The organism is Shimia sp. W99, assembly GCF_053851455.3.
In genome coordinates, this window is the sequence record NZ_JBSQBU020000001.1 from 2502299 (window position 1) to 2521497 (window position 19199).

Annotated in this window: 21 protein-coding genes and 1 riboswitch; of the genes, 9 read left to right on the forward strand and 12 right to left on the reverse strand. The window is 62.2% G+C overall.

Going from position 1 to position 19199, the window contains the following annotated elements:
* The first annotated feature begins 22 nt into the window (after positions 1–22).
* Positions 23–610, forward strand: a complete 588-nt coding sequence (locus tag ACS3QZ_RS12330; RefSeq protein ID WP_456038090.1) for a class I SAM-dependent methyltransferase — start codon at positions 23–25, stop codon at positions 608–610.
* Positions 603–1049, forward strand: a complete 447-nt coding sequence (rnhA, locus tag ACS3QZ_RS12335; RefSeq protein ID WP_456038091.1) for a ribonuclease HI — start codon at positions 603–605, stop codon at positions 1047–1049. Before ACS3QZ_RS12330 ends, rnhA begins: the two co-directional genes overlap by 8 nt.
* Before the next feature lie 3 nt (positions 1050–1052).
* On the opposite strand, the gene ACS3QZ_RS12340 is transcribed toward rnhA, so the two are convergent.
* The 7 genes from ACS3QZ_RS12340 to def (ACS3QZ_RS12370) form a co-directional block, all read right to left on the reverse strand.
* A complete protein-coding gene (locus ACS3QZ_RS12340; RefSeq protein ID WP_456038092.1) occupies positions 1053–1814 on the reverse strand; it encodes a class I SAM-dependent methyltransferase in 762 nt (253 codons plus the stop codon).
* A gap of 34 nt (positions 1815–1848) precedes the next feature.
* On the reverse strand, positions 1849–2874 hold the full coding sequence (locus ACS3QZ_RS12345) for a glycosyltransferase family 2 protein (RefSeq protein ID WP_456038094.1): 1026 nt from the start codon (positions 2872–2874) through the stop codon (positions 1849–1851).
* A 110-nt stretch (positions 2875–2984) separates the two neighbouring features.
* Positions 2985–3221, reverse strand: coding sequence for a hypothetical protein (locus ACS3QZ_RS12350; protein ID WP_093091528.1), 237 nt, complete (start codon positions 3219–3221; stop codon positions 2985–2987).
* Positions 3222–3230: 9 nt separating this feature from the next.
* Positions 3231–4136 carry a methionyl-tRNA formyltransferase gene (fmt, locus tag ACS3QZ_RS12355; protein WP_456038095.1) on the reverse strand — a complete coding sequence of 302 codons (906 nt, stop codon included), beginning with the start codon at positions 4134–4136 and terminating at the stop codon, positions 3231–3233.
* Entirely contained in the window at positions 4133–4627 is a 495-nt protein-coding gene (gene def, locus ACS3QZ_RS12360) for a peptide deformylase (protein ID WP_456038096.1), read from the reverse strand. The genes fmt and def (ACS3QZ_RS12360) overlap by 4 nt, the downstream gene beginning before the upstream one ends.
* A complete protein-coding gene (gene def, locus ACS3QZ_RS12365; protein WP_456038097.1) occupies positions 4624–5118 on the reverse strand; it encodes a peptide deformylase in 495 nt (164 codons plus the stop codon). Before def (ACS3QZ_RS12365) ends, def (ACS3QZ_RS12360) begins: the two co-directional genes overlap by 4 nt.
* Positions 5115–5627, reverse strand: a complete 513-nt coding sequence (gene def / locus ACS3QZ_RS12370; protein WP_456038098.1) for a peptide deformylase — start codon at positions 5625–5627, stop codon at positions 5115–5117. The genes def (ACS3QZ_RS12365) and def (ACS3QZ_RS12370) overlap by 4 nt, the downstream gene beginning before the upstream one ends.
* A gap of 100 nt (positions 5628–5727) precedes the next feature.
* On the opposite strand from def (ACS3QZ_RS12370), the gene ACS3QZ_RS12375 reads away from it, so the two are divergent.
* The gene (locus tag ACS3QZ_RS12375; RefSeq protein ID WP_456038099.1) at positions 5728–6900 is read left to right on the forward strand and encodes a MalY/PatB family protein; all 1173 of its coding nucleotides are present in this window, start codon (positions 5728–5730) and stop codon (positions 6898–6900) included.
* A gap of 133 nt (positions 6901–7033) precedes the next feature.
* On the opposite strand, the gene ACS3QZ_RS12380 is transcribed toward ACS3QZ_RS12375, so the two are convergent.
* Complete coding sequence (locus tag ACS3QZ_RS12380; protein ID WP_093091538.1) at positions 7034–7384, reverse strand: hypothetical protein; 351 nt, start codon at positions 7382–7384, stop codon at positions 7034–7036.
* 170 nt (positions 7385–7554) lie between these two features.
* Here ACS3QZ_RS12380 and ACS3QZ_RS12385 point away from each other — a divergent pair, with 170 nt between their 5' ends.
* A complete protein-coding gene (locus ACS3QZ_RS12385) occupies positions 7555–8544 on the forward strand; it encodes a glutathione S-transferase family protein (protein WP_456038100.1) in 990 nt (329 codons plus the stop codon).
* On the opposite strand, the gene ACS3QZ_RS12390 is transcribed toward ACS3QZ_RS12385, so the two are convergent.
* Positions 8532–8918: a hypothetical protein gene (locus ACS3QZ_RS12390; protein ID WP_456038101.1), complete on the reverse strand. Its 387-nt coding sequence runs from the start codon at positions 8916–8918 to the stop codon at positions 8532–8534. The genes ACS3QZ_RS12385 and ACS3QZ_RS12390 overlap by 13 nt on opposite strands.
* A gap of 169 nt (positions 8919–9087) precedes the next feature.
* On the opposite strand from ACS3QZ_RS12390, the gene cobD reads away from it, so the two are divergent.
* The 3 genes from cobD to ACS3QZ_RS12405 are packed head-to-tail and all read left to right on the forward strand — an operon-like array spanning position 9088 to position 12185.
* The gene (cobD, locus tag ACS3QZ_RS12395; RefSeq protein ID WP_456038102.1) at positions 9088–10050 is read left to right on the forward strand and encodes a threonine-phosphate decarboxylase CobD; all 963 of its coding nucleotides are present in this window, start codon (positions 9088–9090) and stop codon (positions 10048–10050) included.
* Positions 10047–10955, forward strand: coding sequence for an adenosylcobinamide-phosphate synthase CbiB (cbiB, locus tag ACS3QZ_RS12400; RefSeq protein ID WP_456038103.1), 909 nt, complete (start codon positions 10047–10049; stop codon positions 10953–10955). The genes cobD and cbiB overlap by 4 nt, the downstream gene beginning before the upstream one ends.
* Before the next feature lie 60 nt (positions 10956–11015).
* On the forward strand, positions 11016–12185 hold the full coding sequence (locus ACS3QZ_RS12405) for a lytic murein transglycosylase (RefSeq protein WP_456038104.1): 1170 nt from the start codon (positions 11016–11018) through the stop codon (positions 12183–12185).
* Positions 12186–12188: 3 nt separating this feature from the next.
* Here ACS3QZ_RS12405 and ACS3QZ_RS12410 read toward each other — a convergent pair whose 3' ends face one another.
* Both ACS3QZ_RS12410 and smc read right to left on the reverse strand, forming a co-directional pair.
* Positions 12189–12539 (reverse strand): hypothetical protein, encoded by a 351-nt coding sequence (locus tag ACS3QZ_RS12410; protein WP_456038105.1) that lies wholly within the window; start codon positions 12537–12539, stop codon positions 12189–12191.
* Positions 12540–12683: 144 nt separating this feature from the next.
* On the reverse strand, positions 12684–16139 hold the full coding sequence (gene smc, locus ACS3QZ_RS12415) for a chromosome segregation protein SMC (protein ID WP_456038106.1): 3456 nt from the start codon (positions 16137–16139) through the stop codon (positions 12684–12686).
* Between the two features lie 202 nt (positions 16140–16341).
* Positions 16342–16552, forward strand: a riboswitch (cobalamin riboswitch).
* Between the two features lie 39 nt (positions 16553–16591).
* Between smc and ACS3QZ_RS12420 the strand changes: the two genes are divergently transcribed.
* Together ACS3QZ_RS12420 and ACS3QZ_RS12425 are read left to right on the forward strand one after the other, a co-directional pair.
* Positions 16592–16762: a CbtB domain-containing protein gene (locus tag ACS3QZ_RS12420; protein WP_093091554.1), complete on the forward strand. Its 171-nt coding sequence runs from the start codon at positions 16592–16594 to the stop codon at positions 16760–16762.
* A gap of 21 nt (positions 16763–16783) precedes the next feature.
* A complete protein-coding gene (locus ACS3QZ_RS12425) occupies positions 16784–17470 on the forward strand; it encodes a CbtA family protein (RefSeq protein ID WP_456038107.1) in 687 nt (228 codons plus the stop codon).
* Between the two features lie 72 nt (positions 17471–17542).
* Here ACS3QZ_RS12425 and ACS3QZ_RS12430 read toward each other — a convergent pair whose 3' ends face one another.
* Entirely contained in the window at positions 17543–19165 is a 1623-nt protein-coding gene (locus tag ACS3QZ_RS12430; protein ID WP_456038108.1) for an Aq_1262 family (lipo)protein, read from the reverse strand.
* Between the last annotated feature and the right edge of the window lie 34 nt (positions 19166–19199).

The following is a 19199-nucleotide window of genomic DNA, read 5'->3' on the forward strand; positions in this document are numbered from 1 at the left end:
GGCGGTTGGCACTGGAGCGGGCATGAGCGATCAGGAAACCCTTGGCGTCTATGCCCGCAAACATGGTGACTACGCCGCCCTGCCGGTGTCCAAGGATCAAAAGGATGCGCTGAACATGTTCTGTGCCGCGCTCTCCCCCGGAGCGCATGTGTTGGATCTGGGCTGCGGTCCGGGCCTGCAGGCAAGGGAACTCATGCAGCGCGGCCTGAGCGTCAGCGCGCTGGATGCAACACCAGAATTCGTGGAGCTTGCACGCGCCAACGGGATCGACGCCCGCCTTGGCACGTTTGACGACCTGACCGAAACCGATGCCTATGACGGGGTCTTTGCCAGCTTTTCTCTGTTGCACGCGCCCAAGGCGCATTTCCCGCGCCACCTCGGCGCGATCAAGCGCGCGCTGCGCCCCCGTGGATGCCTTTTTCTGGGCCTGAAACTGGGTGAAGGCGAAGCACGCGACAGTCTGGGTCGCTTCTATGCCTATTACTCGGAAGCGGAATTGCGCAAACATCTGGAAAAGGCCGGGTTTTCGCTATTGCAAGCCGTGACAGGAGAGGGCAAGGGACTGTCTGGAAGCGTTGACCCCTATATCCTGATGACTGCCCGTGCCTGATCTTTTTGCCTATACTGATGGAGCCTGTTCCGGAAATCCCGGCCCAGGCGGCTGGGGCGTGCTGATGCGCGCCATGGACGGGGACACCGTGCTCAAAGAGCGGGAATTGTCCGGCGGTGAACCGGAAACCACCAACAACCGCATGGAGCTGATGGCGGCGATCACGGCGCTGGAAACGCTGGAGCGGGCGAGCACGATCACCATCGTCACCGACAGCGCCTATGTGAAAGACGGGATCACAAAGTGGATCCACGGCTGGAAGCGCAACGGGTGGAAGAAGAAGGGCGGGTTGAAGAACGTTGACCTGTGGCAACGGCTTGATGCGGCACAGGCGCGTCACAACGTGACCTGGGAATGGGTCAAGGGCCATGCCGGCCACCCCGAGAACGAGCGCGCGGACGAGCTGGCCCGCGCGGGCATGGCGCCTTTCAAGCTCTAGGGATTACTCCGCCGCGATCCCGGCGCTGTCGTCCCAGCGTTTCTGGTAGTCGGTCTGATAGACCTTTTCGCTCCCGTCCCCGGCCCCTTCGAGCGGTTTGCGCACGGCGTAGGTGAGGATGACCGGACCTTCGGGCAACTTGCCCTGAAGGCGCGGGCGCACGCCGGTCTGGTTCGGGTTCGACGTGGTCACAACACGACGCGCGAACATCGGCAACATCGGCTGGAGCGCGCATTGCAGCACGTCGTAACCCAGCGTTTTCTCCCAAAACCCGTACACCATCTCGGGCGTGATCTGGTAAAAGCCGTGGTTGATCCAGTTGTTGCAGGGCGAATGGCCGATCAGAACCCCACCGGGTTTGAGCATCCTGTTGATGTTGCGATAGGCGGTGGGCAGGTCGAACACATGTTCGCAAGTACCCCCGTCATAGACCACGTCAAAGCGCCCGTGCAGCTCTTCGGGAAGCTCCCCGGCAAGGTCCTGCACGATCGAAGCGTCCTCGAAATCCGACACGTCCATACTGTCGACCTGATCAAAGCCGATCTTCTGGAAAAAGGTCTCGCAGAAGTGGTTGTCGCTGTTCTTGAGATCCTCTTCGGTCAGCCCCGGAAAATACTTCTCAAGGGTCTCGTCAAAAAGCGCTGCCGAACGTTTGCGGCGGCGCCCGATCCAGCGCTGGCGGCCCAGCATCACGATATTGCCGTCAAGGGAATGCTCGGTCACGACATCCATGATGCGGACGGCGAGCGTGTCGGAAATAGCCATTGAGGTATCCTCGAAGAAGAAAGCGGACAGGCCGTCAGGCGGCCTGATCCAGTTCGATACGTTCGGCCAGCCTGGCAAGGAATTTCTTGGCCATGGGCTGACGGCGGGCCTTGATGGCCATGCGCTGTGCCCAGTCGATCGCCTTGGCGTGCTGACGCGCCACGGCCTCATCCCGCAGGAGCAGCTCCTTGATCGCAAGCGCCTTGTCAAAGCGATGGACAAGACCAAGGTCCTCGACGTCGTTGCGGTCGAACTTGTTCCAATAGCTGAATTCAATCTTGCCGTTCTGGTGGTTCGCACGACCGCGCCGCTGTTTGTTCAGGAAGGCGTCCATCGAGCGCAGCGCATAGTGGTTGAGCTGTGCCACGTCATAGCCGTAGCCGGTGTTCACATGCAGCGCGCCCTTGATCTGACGGTCGTCGAACCGGGTGCCGTCCGGCGTGATCCAGTTGATCGGCCCGGCGTCCTGCTGCACGAAGGGGCGGTGCACCCCCATGCGGTTGAACTTGGTCCGGTCATTCTTGAACAGGGTCTTGAAAAAGCGGTGTTCGCCCTCACGGCCCTCGAAGGGCTGGGCGCGGGTGAATTGCAGCGGGACGGGTGTGTCCTCGATCTGTTCAACGCCGTTGTTGCCGAAGATGCGCCAGACCAGAGAGATTGCATCGACCCCCGGAAAGGCGTCGATCAGCGCCTTGAACGTGCCGTCACCGACGTTGATCTGCAGGTACTCGTCCACGTCCGCCACGAAAATCCAGTCGGCCTCGCGCACGGCGGCCTCGTGTTCGCCCCACATCAGGGCGCTCTTGTGCGGCCCACGGCGCATCACGCGATTGAACCGGTGATGCACTTCGCCCATTCGGTTGAGATTGCGCAGGATCATATCCGTCTGATCGCTGCAGTCGTTGGTAAACACGACGATATCCGTCGCTCCCAGTGCCCGGTAATGCGCCACCCAGTCGAGGATATAGGCACCCTCGTCCTTCATGGTCGTTACCACGGTCACTTTCGGCGCGGCTGTATCGCCTCCGAATCCGAAGAAAGCCACTACTCTATGCCTCATGTGTAAGCGGCTCGTTCAAGCGGCCGCGTTTATGAAGGGAATCATAACGCGGACCGACGGGAAACGTCTACAATTTTTCGTTATTTGTTCGGAGTGTGGCCCGGACGACTCTATTTGCGCCAATGGGTTGGCACGATGATCAACGCACCGATGGACGAGATGATCGCGTTGAGACCGGGGCTGCCAAAGCCGATGTGGAACATGCGGGAGATCATGTAGAACAGGAAGGCCCCACCGATGCAGATAATGATCGAGGGGACATAGCCGTTGCGTGTGAAACCGCTGCGCTCAGACGCATAGCCAATGATACCGGCAATGATCACGGTACCGAAAAAGGTAAAGAACATATTCGGCTCCTAGAGCTGGAGTCCTTTTTCCAGCGGAAAGCCCCGCAGGAAGGTTTCCACATCCTGCGCCCCTTTGCCCGCCCGTTGCAAGCGCAACAACTGCACGGCACCGCTGCCACAAGCCACGGTCAGCGCCTCATCCAGCAGCGTGCCGGGGGCACCGGCGCCCTCTCCCAGCCGCGAGGCCAGCAGTTTGACCCGCTGCCCGTCGATCTCGGTCCAGGCGCCGGGGAACGGGGACAGGCCACGGATCTTGCGATCAACCTCTTCTGCCGGGGCAGTCCAGTCAATCTTGGCTTCGGATTTGTCGATCTTGTGGGCGTAGGTGACGCCCTCATCGGGCTGGGGCACCGGAATCAGATCCGGCAAGTCCTTCAATGCCGCGACAATCAGGCTAGCCCCCATCTTCGAGAGCCGGTCATGCAATTGGTCTGTGGTTTCGGTTTCCCCGATCTCGGTCTCGTCAACCATGAGCACCGGACCCGTATCCAACCCGGCTTCCATCTGCATGATACAAATTCCGGTTTCTTCATCCCCGGCCATGATTGCCCGATGGATTGGCGCGGCCCCGCGCCAGCGCGGCAAAAGGCTGGCATGAATATTGAGGCACCCATGCGCGGGGGCATCAAGTATGGCCTGGGGCAGGATCAGCCCATAGGCGACCACAACGGCCACATCGGCATTCAGCGCGGCAAAGCCAGCTTGCTCTGCTGCCCCCTTGAGCGAGACCGGATGCCGAACCTCAAGACCAAGAGCTTCAGCGCGGGCGTGCACGGGTGTCGGGCGGTCTTTCTTGCCGCGTCCCGCAGGGCGGGGCGGCTGGCAATAGACCGCAGCAATCTCGTGGCCCGCCTCCACCAGCGCATCCAGAACCGGCACCGAAAAGTCCGGCGTGCCCATGAAGACCACTCTCATCGCAGCTTCCTCGCCTTCTTGATCAGCATGTCGCGTTTTACCTTGCTCAGGCGATCAAAATACATCTTGCCGTTGATATGGTCGATCTGGTGCTGCACCGACGTGGCCCAAAGCCCGACGAAATCGCGCCGCTGGATCATGCCGTCCTCGTTGAGAAACCGCACCGTCACTGCGCGCGGGCGTTTGATCCTGGCCGACACCCCGGGCAAGTTCGGGCTGGCTTCGTCGTGTTCGCGATCCTCGATCGAGGCGTGCAGAATTTCCGGGTTGGCCATGCGCACGGCCTGTCCGCGCGTATCGCTGGCATCGACCACGATCAGGCGCAGCATTTCACCGATCTGGTTGGCGCCCATGCCTACACCGGGCATGGCCTCCATCGTGTCGATCAGATCGTCCCAGACCTGCCGCACGTGATCGGTGATCTCTTCCACCTCGGCGGCAGGGGTGCGCAGGCGTTTGTCGGGCCATTGCAGGCAGGAGCGAACGGTCATGTCTGGGCCTCGTAAGTCGCGATGAAATCGGCCTTGTCGGTTTCGGTCAGGTGATCCAGCGTCACGCGCCCATCAAGATGGTCGATCTCGTGCTGGATACAGCGCGCCTCGAACCCATCAAAGTCACGCATGTGCATATCGCCGCGCGCATCCCGCCACGCCAGCGTCACAGCGACCGGGCGTTCCACCGGAACCATGAGGCCGGGAATGGAAAGGCACCCTTCCTCCGTCACCTCGACGCGCTTTTCGCGCACCATGATGACGGGATCAAGAAACGCCTCGGGCGTCGGTTCACCCTCTTTCCAACCTGCATCCATGACGAAGATCCGCCGCATGACTCCCACCTGCGGCGCGGCCAACCCGCGCCCCTTGGCGGCATACATCGTATCGAACATGTCCTGCACCAGCGCCTCGTGATCGTCTTCGCCCACCGGGTCGCAGACCTGCGACAGGCGCACGTCAGGCCAGATCACCAGCGGCAGGACACTCATCCGCGCGCCAGCTCGCGTTTGAGCTTCTGGGATTTCCGGGTCATCATCTGGCGTTTCATCGGGCCAAGATAATCAATGAACAACTTGCCATTGAGATGGTCGATCTCGTGCTGGACACAGGTGGCCCAGAGCCCGTCGAAATCCTTTTCCTGCGGATTGCCGTTCTGATCGATCCAGCCGACCCTTACCGAGGCCGGGCGGGTGACTTCGGCAAACTGTTCGGGGATCGAGAGACAGCCTTCTTCGTAGGTGTTTAGATCGTCCGATTTGGCCAGAATTTCGGGATTGAACATCACGGTCGGCTCGGGATCGCCCTCTTTCACGCAATCCATCACGATCAGCCGTTCCAGAACACCGACCTGCGGCGCGGCCAGCCCGATACCGGGCGCGTCGTACATCGTGGCCAGCATGTCATCGGCAAGGCTGCGCAGTTCGTCCGAGAGATCGTCAACGGGCGCACAGACCTTTTTCAAACGCGGGTCGGGGTGGATCAGGATCGGCTTAATCATGGGGTTCATCTAGGCCATGCGCGCGCGCTGTGCAACGGGGCTTGCAACGGGGGGGAAAGCGGTAGCTTCACCCGGACCCAAGAAGAGCAGAGGACCCATCATGAGCTTTGACGAAATCATCGACCGCTTTGGCACCCATTCCGTAAAATGGGACATGATGGAAGAGCTTTATGGGGTGCCGGCCAAGGACGGGATTTCCATGTGGGTCGCGGATATGGATTTCCGCCCGCCGCAATGCGTGCGCGATGCATTGCAGGGCATGATCGACCACGGGATTTTCGGCTATTACGGCGACTATACCGGCTATCACGCGGCGATCTGCTGGTGGATGGAAACCCGCCACGGCTGGACCGTGCAGCAGGACGAGATTTTCACCACCCATGGCCTGGTCAACGGCACCGCCATGTGCATAGACGCCTTTACCCAACCTGGCGATGGCGTGGTGCTGATGACACCGGTCTACCACGCGTTTCACAGGGTGATCCGCGCAGCGGACCGCAAGGTCGTGGAATGTGAACTGGCCCTGAACGCGGGTCGCTATGAAATGGATTTCGACGCCTGGGACGCGCAGATGACCGGCGACGAGACCATGCTGATCCTGTGTTCGCCGCACAATCCGGGCGGGCGTGTCTGGACCCGCGAGGAACTGCAAGGCCTGGCTGATTTTTGCAAACGCCATGACCTGATCCTTGTGTCGGACGAGATTCACCACGACCTCGTCTATCCCGGCAACACCCATATCGCGATGGCGCTGGTGGATGAAAGCATACGGGACCGTCTGGTGATGATGACCGCGACCACCAAGACCTTCAACATTGCGGGCGGGCATTCCGGCAACGTGATCATTCAGGATCCGGCGCTGCGCAAACGGTTTGGAGCGCGCATGGCGGCACTTGGAAAATCGCCCAACTCCTTTGGTCTCTACATGGCCGAAGCCGCCTATTCCCCCGAAGGCGCGGCATGGGTCGATGACCTTGTGGCGTACCTGGATGGCAACCGCAAAGTGCTTGACGACGCGGTGGCAGCGATCCCGGGGCTGCAGTCTATGCCGCTGGAAGCAACCTATCTGAGCTGGGTGGATTTCTCGGGCACGGGCATGTCGCGCGAAGAGTTCACCCGCCGTGTCGAGCAGGACGCGCGCATTGCCGTCAACCACGGGCCGACCTTTGGCAAGGGCGGCGACAGCTTCCTGCGGTTCAATATCGCGACCCCCCGCGCGCGGGTTACCGATGCGGCGGAACGACTGACGGCGGCCTTCTCGGACCTTCAGTAAACGCCTGAGAACAAGGCCTCCCGCCCCTTTGTCGGTGCAGCAAAGCTGCGCCGCAAAGCGTTGGGCGTAGCGCGCCTTTGGCGCGCGTTTGAGTATTTCTGGCAAAATGAAGAGCCGGGGGCGCCAGGATGTCTTAGCCGTTGGTGATCAGCCCTGCGGGAACAAACTCGGGTTGCTCAAAATCGACCGGTGGCTTGTCGGTTGCCTGGGTCGCGCGCTTGAACTCGTACCGCATTTCGCCAGCCTCTTCTTCGGAGGCAACGATCAGGCATTGCAGGAAATGCCGCCCGCCGTCGTACAGGTCCACGAGGCCGCGCAGGTGCGGTGCGTCCTCGACGTCCAGTGTGAACCCGTCTTCCTGAAAGCGCAGCACACGAAAGCTGCGCCCATCAGCCTCGACCCGCAGCTTGTTGCGGCGCTTGAGATCTTTCTTTCGGGCCGCATCCAGCCCTTTCTGCACTTCCGGCGGTACATAGGTCGACATTGTTCGCTCCATTCCTGTCCGTAGGGTTCAACCACATTCGGATTCGGTCAAGACAGGAATTCCCGATTTGACGCACCTTGTGCAAATACGCGCAACTCCTTTGCGCAGTGTTGCGTTTTCTCCGCACCGACCGCGACTTAGGTAGGAGACGAGCAAAACGGGAGCATGGGATGGGACACCTTCTGGACGGACGCTGGGTGACGGAAGCGATCGACACCAAGGCAAGTGGCGGCAAGTTCGAACGCGCAGCGGCCCAGTTTCGCAACTGGATCACACCTGACGGCGCTCCGGGGCCAAGCGGATCCGGTGGGTTCGAGGCTGCCAGCGGGCGTTATCATCTATACGTGTCCTACGCGTGCCCCTGGGCCCATCGCACCCTGATTTTCCGCTCCCTAAAGGGGTTGAGAGATCATATCTCAGTATCTGCCGTGCACCCTGACATGCTTGAGCAGGGCTGGAGCTTTGACGACGACTTTGCCGGTGCCACGGGGGATGTGTTGTTCAACAGCGGGCACGCCCACGATCTCTATACCCGCGCAGACCCGGCATATTCTGGCCGGGCGACGGTCCCGATCCTCTGGGACAAGGAAGAAGCCACCATCGTTTCAAATGAAAGCGCCGAGATCATCCGCATGTTCAACAGCGCCTTTGACCGGATTACCGGAAATGACCTTGATTTCTGGCCCGAAGCGCTGCGCGAAGAGATCGAGGCTGTGAACACCCGCATCTATGACACGCTCAACAATGGGGTCTATCGCGCCGGCTTCGCCTCAACGCAGGACGCTTACGAGGACGCGGTCTATCCCTTGTTCGACACGCTGGACTGGCTCGAAGACCGCCTCTCGCGAAACCGCTTCCTGATCGGCGACACGCTGACCGAAGCGGACTGGCGCCTGTTCACCACGCTGATCCGGTTCGATCCGGTCTATCACCTGCATTTCAAATGCAACCGCCGCCGCATCGTGGATTATCCCAACCTGTGGGCCTACACCCGCGCACTGTACCAGATGCCGGGGATCGCCGAGACGGTGAAGCTTGATCATATCGTGCGCCACTATCACTACAGCCACGAAAGCATCAATCCGAACCGGATTGTCCCGATCAACCCGATTTTGGACTACGACGCGCCGCACGGGCGCGGCACGTCTCAAATCACCTGACGGGTTGTACCATAGTGCTCGACCATCGCGGCAAGGTCTTCAGGCGGGGTTCCGGTGGGCAAAAATGCGCGCGCGTTTGCGCAATGGTTGAAGATCGAGCCATCGGAGAAAAACGCCGAGTTGGTGACAAAGATCACCTGCATCAACGGATGGCGGTAGCTGGCATAATCCGAAAGGGCCAACGCCGCGCCCCCTTCCAGCATCAGGTCGAGCACCATCACCTCGTAGGTGGCATCCGCGCAGGTGGCGTCTTCCAGCGCCGAAACCGCATCTGCATGTGACGTGGCAAGGTCAGCCTCGACCCCCAACCGCAGCAAGTGTCGCTGCCATACGAACCCCAAATCGGCGCAGCCCTCTACGATCAGCGTGCGCATGTACACCCCCTGCCACTTCTGACAATTCGTCACGAATTTTCGATTAAACGTTGATGCGACGATTTTCCTAACGATTGGTTAACGATCTGTTAACGCCCCTTGCGTCGGCGATCTCTTGCCAAAGGGCGGGTTTTCCGCTTCAACGCCGGACGAGAGGAACCCCGCCATCATGACTGTCCCGACGCAAAAAAATTCGTTCGACACCCCCCGCGATCACGGGGGCGGATTGGACGCGGCCATGGCACAGTGGGGAGGCGCCCGCGCCGACTGGCTGGACCTCTCCACGGGAATCAACCCGGTGGCCTATCCCTTGCCCCCCATCCCGATGTCCGCCTGGATGGAACTGCCTGACAGGGCAGCACAGGCGGCGTTGATCGCGGCGGCGCGCAAATACTGGAACGTGCCCGAGGCCGCGGCGGTGCTCGCCGCTCCGGGCGCCTCGGCGCTGATCGCGCGGATTCCGGCACTGGCTACATCGGGAACGGTCGACATCCCGGCTCCGACCTATAATGAACATGCCGCCGCGTTCCGCGCGCAAGGCTGGCAGATCGGCACGACCGCGCCTGACGCGCGGGTTCTGGTGCACCCGAACAACCCCACCGGGCGGCGCTGGTCGACGGCAGACCTCACTGCGCCTCTGACAATTATCGACGAAAGCTTCTGTGATATCTGCCCCCGCGACAGCCTGATCGCCGAAGCCGCAAAACCGGGGCGCATCGTGCTCAAGAGCTTTGGAAAGTTCTGGGGGCTCGCGGGTATGCGGCTCGGGTTTGCCATCGGCGACCCGGCGCTGATCGCGCGTCTGAACGACCTGTCCGGGCCGTGGGCCGTGTCCGGCCCTGCCCTCGTCACAGGCACCGCCGCCTTGCAGGATACAGGCTGGGCCGAAGCCACGCGCACCCGCCTTTCCGAAGATGCATCCCGGCTCGACACGTTGTTGACCGAAGCCGGGGCGCAACTGGCCGGGGGAACACCGCTGTTCCGGCTTTATGACGTTGATGATGCTGTCGCGTGGCAAAACAAGCTGGCCCGCGCCCATGTCTGGAGCCGTATCTTCCCGTACTCAAGGACATTTCTGCGCCTTGGTCTGCCCGCACCAGATCGCTGGGCGCAACTGGAGGACGCGCTGTGAGCACCGCCGCCCTCCTCGCCCTGGCACTACTGATCGACGCGATCTTCGGCGAACCGGATTGGGTCTGGCGCCGCCTGCCCCATCCTGCCGTCCTGATGGGGCGCCTGATCGGTTGGGCCGAAACACACCTGAATCGAGGCCCAATTCGTCGGGTGAACGGCATCCTGCTCGTGCTCGCCCTCGTGGGTGGCATGTGGGTTTTGGGCCGGGGACTGTCTTTCCTCGGCTGGCTCCCGGAACTGGTCCTTGTCGCTATCCTTATGGCGCAACGCTCGCTTGTCGATCACGTGCGCGCCGTCGGGGACGCGCTTCGGATCTCGCTCGGGGACGGGCGCCGGGCCGTTGCCCGGATCGTCAGCCGCGACACCGCCAACATGGATCAGAGCGCCGTCACCCGCTCGGCAATCGAAAGCGCGGCAGAAAACCTCAGCGACGGCGTGATCGCCCCCGCTTTCTGGTATCTTGTCGCCGGGTTGCCCGGACTGCTTGTCTACAAGATCATCAACACGGCTGACAGTATGATCGGCTATCGCACCGACCGTTTTGCCGCCTTTGGCTGGGCGGCGGCACGGCTTGACGACCTGCTGAACTGGATACCCGCCCGGCTGACGGCGGCCCTGATCGCCGCCACCCATTACGGGCTATCTGCATGGGGTTCCATCCGGGCCGACGCCCGCCTGCATCGCTCTCCCAATGCCGGCTGGCCTGAATCCGCCATGGCGCGCGCGCTCGATACCGCCATCGCCGGGCCGCGCGCCTATGACGGCGAGATGCGCGATTTTCCTTTCGTCAATCCTCTGGGCCGCAAAGCGCTGGATCCCGATGACATCGACGCCGCCTGCACCGCGCTTTGGCGCTCATGGGGCGCATTCCTCGCAATCGTGATCGGCCTCGCCTTGATCTGAGTGTTGCCCTGCGCCTGCTTCCTGTTAACCTCTTTGAAAATTCATTAAGAGGTTTGCCCCATGCGATTTCTCCCCCTTCTCGCCGCGCTTGTCCTGAGCGCCGGTGCGGCCACAGCCAAGGCGCCCTGCGGCGGGTCATTCAACAGCTTTGTCGACGGCCTCAAGAAAGAGGCCATCTCAAAGGGGCATTCGAAGTCCACGGTGGACAAGTTCTTTGCCAGCGCTCGGTTTGACCAGAAAACCATCAATGCAGACCGCGCCCAAGGCGTCTTCCAGATGCCATTCCTCGATTTCTCGCAGCGCCTGATCAGCCAGAACCGGATCGATAACGGGCGTCGCAAATCCAAGCAATATGACGCGGTCTTTCGCCAGATCGAACGCCAATACGGCGTCTCGCGGGGCGTACTTCTGGCCTTCTGGGCCTTCGAGACCGACTATGGCGCGTTTCAGGGCAACTTCAACACGCTGAACTCGCTGGTGACGCTTTCGCATGACTGCCGCCGCCCGGACCTTTTCCGCCCACAGGTCTTTGCCGCCCTCGAACTTTATGAACGCGGCGATTTCAACCCCACCAAGACCACAGGCGCATGGGCGGGTGAAATTGGCATGGTCCAGATGCTGCCCGCCGACATCATCGAGAACGGTGTGGATGGCGATGGCGACGGTGAAGTCAATCTCAAGACCTCCGCTCCGGACGCGCTGATGTCTGGCGCCAAGATGCTCAGCCACCTCGGATGGCGCAAGAACGAACCGTGGCTTCAGGAAGTCGACGTTCCGCAAAACCTCGACTGGGCAAAATCCGGTCTCGATCACCAGATGAACGCCCGTGACTGGGCCAAACTGGGCGTGAAACCGCGCTCTGGCACCCTCGCGAACCTGCCCGCATCGCTGCTCTTGCCGCAGGGTCGCAAGGGGCCTGCCTTCCTCGCCTACCCCAACTACCGCGTCTATTTCGAGTGGAACAAAAGCTTTGTCTACGTGACCACCGCCGCCTATTTTGCGACCCGGCTCGAAGGCGCGCCGCGCTATGATGGGGGCAATCCCGACCCCGCACTCTCGGGCAACCAGATGAAACAGCTCCAAAAGAAGCTCAAGGCGCGCGGCCATGACGTCGGCAAGGTGGACGGCATCCTCGGCAAGCTGACCCGCGCCGCCGTGCAGAAGGAACAGATCCGCCTTGGCTTGCCCGCCGACGCCTGGCCCACCTCGGCGCTACTCAACAAGCTCTAAGTCTCACGGTCTGACCGGGAACCGTTCGCCCTTCTCGGTCAGCACCACCAGCCGCCCGCCATTCTCGACGATCCGGTCACAGCGCTCGACCCCGGTGACAAAGGTCACGCAAACCATGCTGTCCGCCGCGGCCTTCCAATAGCCGTACCAGATGCCGCCACCGCCATAGGTGTAGTTGTATTTGCCATCCGCCTCGTAGACGGATTTCCCGTCGTCGAAAAAGACAAGCGTCTGACCGGAAAGCCGCGCATGCAAACCAGCCTGATCAAACAGGACATCGCCATCGCGCATCTTCCAATCCTGCGCCATGACCGGGCCTGCCCCCAGCGCCGCCACAAGCAACCATCTCACCATGCCACGTCCTCCTGCCGGACAGACTAGTCCGACAGACGCACACGCAAGCCTCACAAAAGAGTGACCCGCCCCGCACTTTCTTTTTCCAAAAATACCCCGGGGAATCGCGGCTCTGCCGCGATGGGGCAGCGCCCCCAACCCCGCTCAGGCGACCAGCGTCTCCGCCGCCTTGAGATCGACCGACACAAGCTGTGACACACCCTGCTCGGCCATGGTCACCCCGAAAAGGCGATCCATGCGCGCCATTGTCACCGCGTGGTGGGTGATGATCAGGAAACGCGTGTTGGTGCGACGGCACATTTCATCCAAGAGATCACAGAACCGCGTGACGTTCGCATCATCCAGTGGCGCGTCCACCTCGTCGAGCACACAGATCGGCGCCGGGTTGGCAAGGAACACCGCAAAAATCAGCGCCATCGCCGTCAGGGTCTGCTCCCCCCCCGACAACAGCGACAGGGTCGACAGTTTCTTGCCCGGTGGCTGACACATGATCTCAAGACCGGCTTCAAGCGGGTCGTCGCTTTCCACCAATACAAGATTTGCCTCACCGCCGCCAAACAGGTGACGAAACAACAGGCCAAAATTCGAATTCACCTGCTCAAACGCCGTCAAAAGCCGTTCCCGCCCCTCGCGGTTCAGACTAGCAATGCCGTTGCGCAGGGTGCGGATTGCCTCTTCCAGATCGGCCTTTTCATTGACCAGCGTATCGTGCTCTTCCTGCACTTCCTTGGCGTCTTCCTCGGCGCGCAGGTTCACCGCACCAAGACTATCGCGTTGGCGCTTGAGGCGGTTCACATCCGCCTCGATGCTGGCCGAATCCGGCATCTGGTCCGGATCGACATCCAATCGCTCCAGAAGGGCGGCGGGGCTGACTTCCTGCTCTTCCATGATCCGCTCAGCGGCATAAGCCACGGTTTCGCGCGCCGCATCTGCGCGCGCTTCAGAGCGGGCGCGCGCCTCACGCGCTTCGCTGGCCGCGCGCTCGGCGTCACGTTCGGCATGCTCCGCTTCCCGTAGCGCGGTTTCCGCCTCGGCCAGCGTGTCGGCCGCCCTGCGCCGGCGCGCTTCGGCCTCTTCGATCGCGTCTGTCAGCTCCTCGCGCTTGGCGGCAATCTCTTCGGGCGCGCTACCGGCTTCGGCCAGTTCCTCTTCCGACGTTTCCTTGCGCTCGGCCAGCTCACCCATGCGTTTCTCGGCGGTTTCCAGACGATGCCGCCAGCCACTGATTTCCTTGGTCACTTCCTGTGACCGCTTGAGCCGGGCCTCGCCTTCGCGGCGCACCTCGTCATGGGCAGAGCGGCGCGACATCATCATGATGCGCGCGGCTTCGACCGTCATCTTCACGTCCTCGACGTCCTGACGTGCCTTGTCGAGATCCCCCAGATCGTCCAGCCCGCGCTCGGCCTCAAGCACCTGCGCACGCGCAGACATCGACTCTTCTTCGTGGCGGGTCACGGCCAGCCCCAGCGATTCAAGCCGCCCCTCGGCAAGGTTGCGATCCGCTTCGGCACGGCTCAGCGCGCGATTGGCATCGGCCACCGCCTTGTCCGCCTCGCGCCGGGCCAGACGCGCGGCCTTGTCGACCTCGGCCAGATCACGCAGGCGCATCTGCAGGGTCTCATGCGCCTGAACGGCACCATCCGCGCGGGCCGTGGCCTGTGCCATGGACTGCTTCAACTCTTCCAGACGGTTGAGCTGTTGCAGGCGCAGCGCCGCCGCGCTTGGCGCGTCTTCGGCCCAAGCACGATACCCATCCCAGCGCCACAGATCGCCTTCCAGAGACACCAGCCTCTGACCCGGCTTCAACAAGGGCTGCAAGCGCGGTGCATCTTCGCTCGACGCCAGTCCGATCTGGCTCATCCGCCGTTCCAGAACCTCGGGCACCGACACGTGCTGCACCAGCGATGTGACCCCGTCTGGCAAGGGTTGATCCTCGGGATAGGGCGGCAGCACGTACCAGCCAGAGGGGCCATCCTCGTCCACTTCCGGCGCGCGCAGATCATCCGCCATCGCCGCACCCAGCGCCTTCTCAAAGCCCTGCTGCACCTGAAGCCGATCAAGGATCTGCCCACCCTCGGCCGTGTCCCGCTCCACCAGCTTGGCCAGTGCCGTGGTCTCGGCCCGAAGCGCGTTCAGCTCGCCTTCGGCCTCGGAGCGTTCGGCGCGGGCATCTGCCTCGCGCGCCTGCGTCTCGGCGCGTTCCTCTTCGGTCGCGGCCAGCCGTTCCTCGGCAGCCTGCGCCACCTCGATGGCCTCTTCCTCGGCCTCACGCGCGTGCTCAAGCTCCTGGGCAGACCGCTCCAGTGCTTCCCGCGACTCGGCCACGGCGGCGCGCGCCTTTTCGGCTTCGGTCTCGCTCTTGGCCTGGGTCTTGCGGCTGTCCTCCAGCAAACGATGCGCCGACTGGTGCCGGGCAGCAAGCCGCGCCACGTCCTCGGTCAGCTGCGCCAGTTCCGATTCGCGCTCCTGCAACACGCTTGCCGCCTCGCGCGCTTCGTCCGCGGCCGCTTCGAGACGCTCGGCGTGGCCTTCCCCGGCCTTGGCCAGTTCGCGTTGTTCCCATTCAAGCCGCTCGATGGTTTCCCCGGCATCCCGGTTCAACCCGGCCTCGCGTTCCATGTCGTGGGCCAGTTGCACGATGCGATTCTTCAGCGTCTCGATGATCTGCAGCGCGTGGGCTTCCTGATCGTTGAGCGTATCGCGCTGTACCTGCAGGCGCTGCAGAACGGCGGCGGCGATAGCCTCTTCCTCGCGCAAGGGCGGCAGGGCTTCATCCCGCGCCACCCGCGCCTTGGCCGCAGCGCGCGCCGCGCCTTCGGCCTGCGCCGCGCCGGTGGTGCGCTCGCGCAATTCGTCATCAGCCTTGGCGCGCGCCTCGTCCGCTTCTTTCCAGCGACGATAGAGCAACAGTCCCTCAGACTGACGCAGCTCCTCGCCAATCGCGCGGTAGCGAGCGGCCTGCCGGGCCTGCCGCGCAAGTTGCGCCAGCTGGTTGGCCAGCTGCTCGATCACATCATCGACGCGTGCCAGATTGGTCTCGGCGCCCTTGAGCTTGAGTTCCGCCTCGTGGCGACGTTGGTACAGGCCCGAAATCCCGGCGGCTTCCTCAAGAATGCGGCGGCGGTTCTTGGGCTTGGCGTTGATCAGCTCCGCGATCTGGCCCTGCCGGACAAGCGCCGGGGAATGGGCACCGGTCGAGGCATCGGCGAACAGCATCTGCACGTCGCGCGCGCGCACGTCCTTGGAGTTGACCTTGTAGGCGCTGCCCACGTCCCGCGTGATGCGGCGCACGATTTCAAGGCTGTCTTCGTCATTGAACCCGGCGGGCGCGAGCCGTTCAGAGTTGTCCAGAAGCAGGTTCACCTCGGCGAAGTTACGCGCCGGACGGGTCGCGGCCCCGGCAAAGATCACGTCCTCCATGCCACCGCCCCGCATCGCCGTCGGACGGTTCTCGCCCATCACCCAACGTAGCGCCTCCAGAAGATTGGATTTGCCACAGCCGTTCGGCCCGACAACCCCGGTCAGACCATCCGCGATGATCAGGTCGGTCGGATCGACAAAGCTCTTGAAGCCGTTGAGTCTGAGTTTCGAAAAGCGCAAAAGTCGTGCGTCTCCTGATTCCGGGTTCGGCAAGTCTGCAAACTGCGCCGCCCCTGAGTCAACGCCTAACCACTGAATGTGGCGACGGACCGCCAGTTATCCACAAGATATTGAACAAACCCGACCAAAGTGCAAATGCGCCACAGGCCGTTTCAGCGCATTCAGAGGTCGGAATCCGCCTTGACCAAGGGGGGGCGAACAGTCCAAACAGGAAAAGTACGGTTTCTGCGGACGCAAATGCGTGTCCAAGGATGAAATGGGAATGCGGAAACGGGCCTAGCCCAAAGCCGCAGCCGCCCCCGCGACTGTAAGCGGCGAGCGCGCGTTCAATACCACTGGAGCCCCGGCTCTGGGAAGGGAATGCACCGCGTTGACCCGCAAGCCAGGAGACCAGCCGTGCGCAATGCAACCCCAATCGCCCGTCGGGTGTGACGGGAAAGGAGACTAGGACCATGACGACCCAAACTGCATCTTTCGCCGCAGCCAAAACCCACGGCCTCGCATTCATTCTCGCGATGACCGTTGGCGTTGCCCTGCTGACCGTTTCGGGAATGGCGCAGGCCACCGTGCTGCATGACGCCGCGCACGATCAACGTCACGCGATGGCCTTTCCCTGCCACTAAGCAGGCGCCTGTCGTAAGACAATGACCAAAAATCTGTTATCCAGCGCCGTGTTCGCTGGCCTGATTGCAGGGCTGATCGCAGCCCTGCTTCAGTTCGTTTTTGTCATCCCGCTTTTGCTGGAGGGCGAACTTTATGAATCCGGTGCGCGTGTGCATTTTCTTGTTGATGGCATGACCCAGTCCGAAAAGGGCGCGCCCGGCCTTGGCAATGAATGGGGACGTCACTTGATGACCGTGGCGTTCAATGTCGTGACCTATACCGGCTACGGCCTTTTGCTTGTGGCGGCGATGGGCTTTGCCCGTGAACGCACCGGGCTGCAGATCACCGTGCAGAACGGCCTGATCTGGGGGCTGTGTGGCTTTATCGCCGTGCAACTTGCCCCGGCAATGGGCCTGCCGCCGGAACTGCCCGGAACACCCGCCGCCGAAGTGGCCCCGCGGCAGGTCTGGTGGATCGGCACGATCCTTGCCACGGCGATTGGCCTTGCGCTGATTGCCTTTGGCAGGGGCGTTCTTGTCCACGCTGTTGCCCTGCTGTTGATCCTGATGCCGCACCTGTTCGGCGCGCCGCATCTGGACACCTATTTCGGCATCGCCCCGCCCGAGCTTTCGGCAGAGTTCGCCACGATCTCGCTGGGTGTGGCTGCCGTGGGTTGGTGCCTGCTGGGGTATTTCAGCGCCTATTTCCTCGCCCGCGGCGAAGACTAGGAACCGCACAAGACAAACAAGAACAAAGCCCAACCGGCGCGATCCGGTTGGGCTTTTTCTTTACTGGCTCCTTTACTCGGCGCGGCGGTGCCAATCCAAACGGATGTCATGCTTGTAGCGGAACTCCGGCGGAAGGGTCGGTGCGGTTGCGCTGTCGATCTCGGCATGGACGTTGACCGGCGGCTTGACCGTGGCATCGCGCCCGAACAGGAAACTCTGTTCCCGGACAATCACGCGATAGGCCTTGTTCATTGCCAGCGCACGCTCCGGGCTGGGCGTGATCAGGTCGTAGACGCTGCGCCCCTGCATGGCCGCGTGATTGACCTGTCCTTTCGCATCAAACCACCGCGCCCGCATCTCGTCGTTCGAGCGGAACTCATCAGCACCACCAGCGCGTTCCAGATAGGTCGCGATCTCGCCGCGTGCCTGACCCCGGTTTGGCACATCCTGCATCAATCTGAGGTCGATATAGCCCCAGCCTTCGGCACCGGGAAGCTTGCGCGGAAAGGCCCATGTCTGGTCCAGCGTCGCCCCAACCGAGGCATGACAACCCCGGCAAAACAGCTGTTCCTCGTCGGTTTGGGGCCGCAACTCGCCATTGGCATCCTCGATGAACCCCAGCAGGGTCCAGCCAAAGCCGGTATCCATGCCGCGATCCCCAAGGTCGATATATCGGGGCAGGTTCTCGTCCAGCTTCTCCTGGTTTTCATTGCCATAAAGCGAGGCCAGCGCCGGGGCGGTATAGAGCCGCGACTTCACCATATAGCGCAGCTCCTTCATGCGCCGTGGCACATGAATTGCGCCATCCTCGCCCACACCGACATAACGCACGGAATGCAGGAACTCGGTGCCTTCGGGATAGAGCATGCGCAGCACCGGCTGATCCGACGCCGCGCCGAGGAAGTGATCGCGACGCAGGATTTTGCCGGTCTTGCCCAGCACGCCATCGCCGTTGATATCCGCGCCAATCGCCCCCTCGTCCACCATCGGCAGGGTGGTGTCTTCAAAGTCCTGAAACGCCATTTCCAGAAGCGCGAGATTGGCCATGTAGACGGCCCGCGACTCGGCGCCGTTTTCATCGGTATAGAAGGGCGCAGGCAGGCGGATCAGCACGTCATCGGTCGACCCGTTTGACGGCCAGAAGGTCGATGGCTGAGGTTTGTAGACAAAGGCCACCCACCACGATCCGTCCCGCGCCAGCCCTTGTTCATCAAAAGCCGCCGCGCCCGCGCCATAATCCGCAAGATCCGGCATCCAGCCCTGCCAGTCCTGCGCCTGCAGGCGCGCAGGCAGCGCATCGTAATTGTCCTGATTGATATAGGCGAGAATTTCGTCATCCGGGATCGCCGCCACCGCTTCAGAGCGGTCCACGAAAAGGTTGGTCCAGTGATTGACCAGCGCCGCGTCGGAAAAGGCGTACTCCTGCTGAAGCGACCCGTCGCCCATGTAGTTGGGTCGCGTGACGTCGTCATAGCTCTGATGACAAACATAGCAGGGGTTATGCTTGCCCTCGATCCGCGTGTAGCACATCGGCGGCACCGGCGCTTCGGGGTTGTAGCGCCGCCCGACAGCGGCCAGCTCCTCGGAGCCGGGCCGGGCCTGCATCAAGGCCGCGCTGTCCATGCTGTCAAGGTCGGACCCCGCCCACGCAGGCCCGGTCAACAGAAGGCAAAGAGGGACTGTGAGAGCTTTCATCGCGGCGCGTCCTTGATTGTGCAGACGGGGCGGC

Excerpts from the sequence above, each read along its gene's own strand:
- ACS3QZ_RS12345 (WP_456038094.1), bottom strand. The coding sequence starts at position 2,874 with ATGAGGCATAGAGTAGTGGCTTTCTTCGGATTCGGAGGCGATACAGCC.
- cobD (WP_456038102.1), top strand. The coding sequence starts at position 9,088 with ATGACTGTCCCGACGCAAAAAAATTCGTTCGACACCCCCCGCGATCAC.
- ACS3QZ_RS12390 (WP_456038101.1), bottom strand. The coding sequence starts at position 8,918 with ATGCGCACGCTGATCGTAGAGGGCTGCGCCGATTTGGGGTTCGTATGG.
- ACS3QZ_RS12410 (WP_456038105.1), bottom strand. The coding sequence starts at position 12,539 with ATGGTGAGATGGTTGCTTGTGGCGGCGCTGGGGGCAGGCCCGGTCATG.
- ACS3QZ_RS12330 (WP_456038090.1), top strand. The coding sequence starts at position 23 with ATGAGCGATCAGGAAACCCTTGGCGTCTATGCCCGCAAACATGGTGAC.
- ACS3QZ_RS12425 (WP_456038107.1), top strand. The coding sequence starts at position 16,784 with ATGACCAAAAATCTGTTATCCAGCGCCGTGTTCGCTGGCCTGATTGCA.
- ACS3QZ_RS12375 (WP_456038099.1), top strand. The coding sequence starts at position 5,728 with ATGAGCTTTGACGAAATCATCGACCGCTTTGGCACCCATTCCGTAAAA.
- ACS3QZ_RS12430 (WP_456038108.1), bottom strand. The coding sequence starts at position 19,165 with ATGAAAGCTCTCACAGTCCCTCTTTGCCTTCTGTTGACCGGGCCTGCG.
- def (WP_456038096.1), bottom strand. The coding sequence starts at position 4,627 with ATGACCGTTCGCTCCTGCCTGCAATGGCCCGACAAACGCCTGCGCACC.
- ACS3QZ_RS12380 (WP_093091538.1), bottom strand. The coding sequence starts at position 7,384 with ATGTCGACCTATGTACCGCCGGAAGTGCAGAAAGGGCTGGATGCGGCC.
- def (WP_456038097.1), bottom strand. The coding sequence starts at position 5,118 with ATGAGTGTCCTGCCGCTGGTGATCTGGCCTGACGTGCGCCTGTCGCAG.
- def (WP_456038098.1), bottom strand. The coding sequence starts at position 5,627 with ATGATTAAGCCGATCCTGATCCACCCCGACCCGCGTTTGAAAAAGGTC.
- ACS3QZ_RS12420 (WP_093091554.1), top strand. The coding sequence starts at position 16,592 with ATGACGACCCAAACTGCATCTTTCGCCGCAGCCAAAACCCACGGCCTC.
- ACS3QZ_RS12340 (WP_456038092.1), bottom strand. The coding sequence starts at position 1,814 with ATGGCTATTTCCGACACGCTCGCCGTCCGCATCATGGATGTCGTGACC.
- fmt (WP_456038095.1), bottom strand. The coding sequence starts at position 4,136 with ATGAGAGTGGTCTTCATGGGCACGCCGGACTTTTCGGTGCCGGTTCTG.
- ACS3QZ_RS12405 (WP_456038104.1), top strand. The coding sequence starts at position 11,016 with ATGCGATTTCTCCCCCTTCTCGCCGCGCTTGTCCTGAGCGCCGGTGCG.
- ACS3QZ_RS12350 (WP_093091528.1), bottom strand. The coding sequence starts at position 3,221 with ATGTTCTTTACCTTTTTCGGTACCGTGATCATTGCCGGTATCATTGGC.
- ACS3QZ_RS12385 (WP_456038100.1), top strand. The coding sequence starts at position 7,555 with ATGGGACACCTTCTGGACGGACGCTGGGTGACGGAAGCGATCGACACC.